Source organism: Microtetraspora sp. NBRC 16547 (assembly GCF_030268965.1).
Taxonomy (GTDB): Bacteria; Actinomycetota; Actinomycetes; order Streptosporangiales; family Streptosporangiaceae; genus Microtetraspora.
On record NZ_BSSE01000046.1, the window covers coordinates 26,395 to 33,155 of the forward strand.

The 6,761-nt window shown below is 68.6% G+C and carries 4 protein-coding genes and 2 pseudogenes; 3 read left to right on the top strand and 3 right to left on the bottom strand.

Translation table 11 applies throughout. The annotated features are described in order from the left end of the window. Positions 1 to 46 precede the first annotated feature (46 nt). A complete protein-coding gene (locus tag QSK17_RS34250; RefSeq protein WP_285710510.1) occupies positions 47 to 244 on the bottom strand; it encodes a hypothetical protein in 198 nt (65 codons plus the stop codon). Positions 245 to 329: 85 nt separating this feature from the next. After that, positions 330 to 2,219 carry an AfsR/SARP family transcriptional regulator gene (locus QSK17_RS34255; protein WP_285710513.1) on the bottom strand — a complete coding sequence of 630 codons (1,890 nt, stop codon included), beginning with the start codon at positions 2,217 to 2,219 and terminating at the stop codon, positions 330 to 332. A gap of 334 nt (positions 2,220 to 2,553) precedes the next feature. Between QSK17_RS34255 and QSK17_RS34260 the strand changes: the two genes are divergently transcribed. Then, positions 2,554 to 3,513 (top strand): ArsR/SmtB family transcription factor, encoded by a 960-nt coding sequence (locus tag QSK17_RS34260; protein ID WP_285710515.1) that lies wholly within the window; start codon positions 2,554 to 2,556, stop codon positions 3,511 to 3,513. A gap of 412 nt (positions 3,514 to 3,925) precedes the next feature. After that, on the top strand, positions 3,926 to 5,527 hold the full coding sequence (locus QSK17_RS34265) for a carboxylesterase/lipase family protein (RefSeq protein ID WP_285710518.1): 1,602 nt from the start codon (positions 3,926 to 3,928) through the stop codon (positions 5,525 to 5,527). Between the two features lie 150 nt (positions 5,528 to 5,677). Here the strand turns inward: QSK17_RS34265 and QSK17_RS34270 are convergent. Then, a pseudogene (locus tag QSK17_RS34270) lies at positions 5,678 to 6,157 on the bottom strand (transposase); the annotation flags it as partial. Positions 6,158 to 6,204: 47 nt separating this feature from the next. Between QSK17_RS34270 and QSK17_RS34275 the strand changes: the two are divergent. Next, a pseudogene (locus QSK17_RS34275) lies at positions 6,205 to 6,635 on the top strand (ISAzo13-like element transposase-related protein); the annotation flags it as partial. Positions 6,636 to 6,761 lie beyond the last annotated feature (126 nt).

Genomic DNA, 6,761 nt, shown 5'->3' on the forward strand with positions numbered 1-6,761 from the left:
GGAGCCCGAGGGTCACAGGAGGGCCGAGGTCACAGGAGGGCCGAGGTCACAGGAGGGCGAGGTCACAGGAGGGCGAGGATCTCGCGGGCCTTTCCGTCCAATCGCGTTCCAGGTGTGCGCCCGCCTCCTCGAACCGCCCGGCCACGCGCAGCGCGAGAGCGAGGCCGCCCAGCGCGGCGGCCTCGTCCGCGGACCAGCCCACCCGCTCCAGCATGTGCGACGCCTCGGTCAGCCGCACCAGCACCTGCTCTTTGATCTCCCGGCGAACGTAGGCCAGCCCGATGCTCAGCCCGCTGGCCGCCTCGACGGCCGAAGACCCGCTCGGCCGACTAAGCGGCGGACAGGTGCAGCTCGACGAACCGCCGCCACGCCTGCGCCCGGGACTGTGCGGGCTCGTGGGCGACCGCCTGACGCTGGGCGTAGACCCGTACCAGGTCGTGCAGCCGGTACCGGCCGGCGGCGTGCTGCTCGACGAGGTGGGCCGCGGCCAGCCTGCGGAGCTGCCTCGTCACCGTCTCGACCGGGTCACCTGCGAGCGCGGCGGCACCGTACACGGTGAAGTCTGCGCACGAGACCAGGCCGAGCAGCCGGAACAGGCGCCGCAGCTCGGGCGCGAGCGCCTCGTAGGAGGCGGCGAACGCCCGGGTCACGCCGCTCTCATCCACACCGTCGAGGATGAGAGCGGTGAGCCGGTCGCCCTCGGTCAGGTCGGCGACCATCGCGGCGATCGTGTTGTCCGGGCTGGTGGCGATGTTGGAGGCGGCGATCCGCAGCGCGAGCGGGAGGTGCCCGCACAGGCGGGCCAGTCCTTCGGCCGCCTCGGGCTCGGCGTCCACCCGGCCGTGGCCGAGCACCGTGCCCAGCAGCGTCCGCGACTCCGCCGCGCTCATCGGCGTCAGGTCGAGCGACAACGCCCCGGCCTCCCCGACGAGCCGGCCGAGCCGGTGACGGCTGGTCACCAGCACGGTCCCGGTCGGTGGGAGCAGCGGCAACACCTGCTCGGCGTCCCGCGCGCCGTCCAGCACCAGCAGCACCTTCCGGTCGGCCAGCAGCGACCGGTAGAGCCCGGCCTGCGCGTCGACCTCGTCGGGGATCCACCGCGGATCGACGCCGAGCGCGTGCAGCATCTGTGACAGCGCCTGCGCCGGCTCCAGCGGTTCGCAGTCGACCTCGAAACCGTTGAGGTCGACGTACAACTGCCCGTCAGGGAACCGGTCGCGTACCTGGTGGGCCCAGTGCAACGCGAGCGCCGTCTTGCCGGCCCCGGCGATGCCGTGCAGGACCCACACGTCCGAGTGCGTGCCCGCCGGGGCGGCGAGCTGGGCGTTCAGCCGGGCCAGGTGCTCCGTCCTGCCGACGAAGCGGGGCACGTCCCTGGGCAACTCGGCCGGCCGCATCAGCTGGACGGTTCCCATGATCGGCGTGGCCGGCTCCCGCTCGGCCGCGTCGTCCAGGACGCTCCTGAGCACTTGCCGGTGCGCGGCCTGCAGCCGTTCCCCGGGTTCGACCCCGAGCTCGGCATCGAGCCGACGCCGTGCGGCGGTGTAGACCTCCAACGCCTCCGGCACCCGCCCGGACCGCTGCAGCGCCAGCATCAGCTGTTCCTGCAGCCGTTCCCCGAATGGGTATTCCTCGACCAGCACCAGCAGCTCTCGTACCACCTGCATGTGGCGGCCGATGGCGAGCTCGGCGTCGTACAGCGTCTCCAGCACGGCTCTGCGCCGCTCGGACAGGACCGGGCCGCTGCGCCGCAGGAGCGCGTCGGTCACGCCACCGAGCGGTGGGCCCTGCCACAGCTCCAGCCCGAGCCGCAGGCGCTCCACACCACCACGCGGGTCTCCGTGGTCGATCAGGTCCTGCGCTTCCCTGGCGATGTCGTCGAACAGGTCGACATCCAGCTCACCCGGCTTGACCTCGATCAGGTAGCCGGGCACCCTGCGTACGATCGCGGACCGGCCGAGCAGGTTGCGCAGCTCCCAGATCCGCACCTGAATCTGCCCCCGGGCGCTGGCCGGCGGCCGGTCCTCCCACAGCAGGTCGACCAACTGCTCCTCGGACACGACCTGGTTCGGGTTGAGCAGGAGAGCCGCGAGGACGGTCCGCTGCTTGGGCCCGCCGAGCCGGACCGGGCCGTCCGGGCCGAACGCCGCGACCGAGCCGAGCAGCCGGTACTTCAGGTCGGCGAACCCCGGCCTGGCCAACCCGTTGCGGAGCGTCACCCGGCGCTCCCCGGGCCGAACCCAAAGCGCCGATTTCTCTCCGCTGCTTGAGCCCTCACCATCGCGGATCCGCCTCCTTACCCCATGCGCTCAGTCACCGTTCTCAACGCCCGGTCACTGCCCGGCCAGAAATCTCGCGAGAGCAACTTGCCAGCGAGCCCACAAGATCGTCAACGAAAAGTAAACGTTTCGCGCATGCCCAAAATGCGACATTGCACATCAAACTGGACCAAATGGAAGGTTTCGTGACCGAACCGGAGGACCGAAAACAGAGGCAACACATGCACCGTTACCGTGGCTTACCTGGCCGCGAAAAGGGGGATGGCTCCAAGAAATGTTGAAAATTCTATTTACGGCAGCGGATCTGACGAAGGTCACCGTCGCGGAGGACGCCAACCCGATGTGGGAACTGTTACTGAGCACCTACCGGCTCCGGCGGCCGGAGGGCGAGCCCATCTTCGGCCGATGGCGCCGAGCGTCGCGCGCTGCGGTCCCCGACTCCGGCGAGATGCTCATGTCCGCCATCCCCCCCTACGGCTACTGCCCCGACTTCCTCACCCCATCCGAGGCGAGGACGGTCGGCGAGGGCATCTCGACCATGGTCGAGGCCCCTCACGAGAAGCTGGCCGGCGACATCGCCGAGCTCGCCGTACAGAGCCGCCGCATCCCGCCGTGGCTGCGCCGCATCGGCGACGGGGAGCCACGCGAACTACGGCGGCTGGCCACCGCGCTCCATGACTACTTCCAGCGGTGCATCGCCCCCAGCTGGCCCGCCGTACAACGGACCGTCGCCTCCGAACGCCGCCGAATGCAGTCGGCCCTCGATCGCGGCGGCCCCCAACTGCTGCTTTCGACCCTGCATCCGGACGTCACCTGGCAGCCGCCGGTCCTGCACGTGCGGTTCCCCGTCGCACAGGAGCTCCACCTCGGCGGACGCGGACTGCGCCTGCTCCCATCGTTCTTCGCACACGGAATGCCAACCACCTACAAGGACCCGGCACTGCCGCCGGTGCTGGTCTACTCGATCGGCCATGCCCGCCTCGGCAGCGACGCCGAGCCCGGCCCGTCCCTGGCCGCGCTGCTGGGGCACACCCGCGCACGAGTGCTCATGACGATCGCGATCACCACGTGCAACACCAGCAGCCTCGCCGAGATGACCGCCATCTCGATCGCCACCGCGAGCCAGCACGCTTCGGTCCTGCGCGCGAGCGGGCTGATCACCAGCACGCGGTGCGGGAAGTCGCAGATCCACGAGATCACCCCGCTCGGCCTCGCCGTCATCAGGGCGAGCTGACTTCGGGCCTCCTGTACCGCGTCAGAACCCATCGCACAGGGACTGAGCTGCCTTTCCTTCGAAGCAGCTATGCGGCTCGGTGGTACTCGTTGATTACCCCGCCGAGCACTTGCCGACGCTTGATCGAACCTTCCAACGGTACGACGGCCCGCTCATCGTGATCAGGTGGGTACGGCCATCGGCCACATCAGTCTCGCCAGCAGCTCCTGCTCCACCGTCCCCAGTCGAGGGCGGCGGTGGATCAGTTTCGGTTCCGGCGGCCAGGATGCCCTTGACTGTCTTGTAGGTCGGAGCCAGGTGGTGAGTGCCGGGCAGTGGTTCGCGGTCATGGAAGCGCTTTGGAAGCGCTTTGGAAGCGCTCGTCCCTAGCGTCTGGATCATCCTTTGTGGCGCGAGAAACTTCGGAGTGTAGATGATATGGGGTAAAGCGATCGCCGCGGCGGGTGCCGTGGTGGCGCTGGCGGTCTCGGGAACCGCAGGTACGGCGGCCGCGGACCAGGAGACGCGTGTCAGCGACGTGGTGACCACCAAGACCGGTTCGGTCCGCGGGACCGAGACCGCCGATCTGGTCACGTTCAAGGGCATTCCCTACGCGGCACCGCCGGTCGGTTCCCTGCGCTGGCGCGCGCCGCAGCCCGCCAAGCGGTGGAACGACGTCCTCGACGGTACGCAGTTCCGCAGCCAGTGTGCGCAGCTGGGCGGGCTCGGCGGCATCATCGAGTCCTACGAGGAGGACTGCCTCTACCTGAACGTCTTCGCGCCCAAGACGACCAAAGCCAAACCGGTGGTGGTCTGGTTCTACGGCGGCGGGTTCCAGAACGGGACCAGCTCGACCTACGACGCCGCGCAGCTGGCCGCCAAGGGTGACGTCGTGGTCGTCACGGTCAACTACCGGGTGGGCGTGCTGGGCTTTCTCGCACTGCCGTCGCTCGACCGCGAGACCCCGGGCGTGCAGTCCGGCAACTTCGGAATCGCCGACCAGCGCGCGTCGCTGACGTGGGTGCAGAGCAACATCGCCGGGTTCGGCGGGAACCCGAACAACATCACCATCGCCGGTCAGTCTGCCGGCGCCGGCGCGGCGTGCATCCACCTCGCCTCTCCGGCCTCGGCCGGGCTGTTCCAGCGCGCCATCGGCCAGACTTACAGTTGCGGCTCCCCACTGCTGACCAAGGACGCGGCCGAGACGATGGGTACGACCCTCGCCGGGCAGTTCGGCTGCGCGGACGCGGCTAGGGCGGCGAACTGCCTGCGCGGTATCACCGACGTCAAGGCGCTCATGCAGGCCTGGCCGGCGCTGCCGCAGGGCCCGGTACTCGGCGGCAGAGAGATGCCGCTGCAGCCGATCGACGCCTTCCGGCAGGGGAAGTTCAACCGCGTCCCGATGTTGTGGGGCAACAACCGCGACGAGATGCGGATGATCGTCAGCATCCAGTACGACGCCTCCGGCAACCCGGTCACCGCCGAGACGTACCCGCAAATCATCCGCGCCACCTTCGGCGTCGACGCCGATCGCGTGCTGGCGCGCTACCCCGCGTCCGATTACCCGACGCCGGGCATCGCGCTTTCCGCGGTACTCAGCGACGCCGGTGACGACCAGCTCGCCACCTGCCAGCACGTCGAGGCCTACCGGGCGGCGATCGCCGGGCAGGGCAAGCTGTTCACGTACCAGTTCTCCGACCGCACCGCCCCGCCGGTCGTCGACATCCCCGGCTTCGACGAAGGCGCCGAGCATGGTGCGGAGCTGAACTACCTGTTCCCGGGGTTCACCGGCGCGACCCTGAACGCGCAGCAGCAGGAGTTGTCCGACCAGATGGTCAAGTACTGGTCAGCGTTCGCCCGCACCGGCGACCCGAACACGACCGGCCTGCCCGCGTGGCCCCGCTTCACCACCGGGACCGCCCAGGACACGCTGTCGCTGGACCTCGCGGCGAACGGCGGCAACCAGAAGATCGACCTGGCCACCCGAAGCCAGTGCGACTTCTGGGCGACGGTACCGCCCCCTCCGGGAGCCTGATCTCCGCTGAGGGCCACCATGAAGGCTTTGCCACCCTCATGGTGGCCCTCAGCGTCAGGGCCGATACCGGCGGGCGGTCAGGCCGACGAAGAGCGGTCACGTCCACGAAGGTGGTGTACGAGTAGCCACCACGTGATCCGTTTCTGCAGGTTAAGCGGTGAGGGTTTCCGGGAGGTGTTCCTGGTTCGGTGTGTCGCCGGGGATCACGCGTAGACGTGCTTTCGCCAGGACATCCAGGCCCATATAGCGACGAGCCTCGGTCCACTCGTCGGTCTGCTCGGCCAGCACGGCACCGACGAGACGGATGACCGCGGCTCGGTCGGGGAAGATGCCGACCACGTCGGTGCGGCGGCGGATTTCCTTGTTCAGCCGCTCCTGCGGATTGTTCGACCAGATCTGCTTCCAGATCTCTCGCGGGAACTGGGCGAACGCGAGCAGGTCCTCTCGCGCCTGATCCAGGTGATCGGCAGCCGCCGGGTACTTGGCCTCCAACGCGTCGATCACCCAGGCGTGCTGGGCACGGACCTGCTCGGCGGTGGGCTGGTCGAAGATGGTGCGTACCAGGGTGGCCACCCACGGCTGAGCCGACTTCGGGACGGTCGTGAGCAAATTCCGCAGGTAGTGAAGCCGTCAAGAAATAAGCCGTTGGTTTCTGATCTTGGGCTCGTTGGTGTGGTATGGCCATCTCCACCGAGGTCCGCGAGCAACTCGAGCTGAGATTCATGGTGTTGTTGCCGCATCTGAACGAGCGCCAACAGCGGCTGATGTTGGCGGCCGAGGCACGGCTGCTCGGGCATGGAGGCGTGCGGGCCGTCGCCCAGGCGGCCGGAGTCAGCGAGACAACCGTCCGGTCAGGGATCTACGAACTGGAAGACGGCCACGACCCCTGGCCTCCAGGCCGCGTCCGACGGCCAGGCGGAGGCCGCAAGCCGGTGACCGAACACAGTCCGGAACTGCTACCGCGCTGCTGGCACTGGTCGAGCCGGACGAGCGAGGCAACCCGCAATCACCACTGCGCTGGACCACCAAGTCACTGCGGAAGCTGGCCGAAGAACTGACCCGGCAAGGACACCATGTCTCGGCGCCAACGGTGGGCAAGCTATTGAAGTGGAGTTGCCCCGGTTCGGTAGACACTTCACGAATTGGGACTATGCGGCATCGTAGTGGACATTTCCTCTGATCAATTCGTGGTAGCGGCGCTCGTACTCGGCGGGGCTGAGCTGGCCGTTGGCCG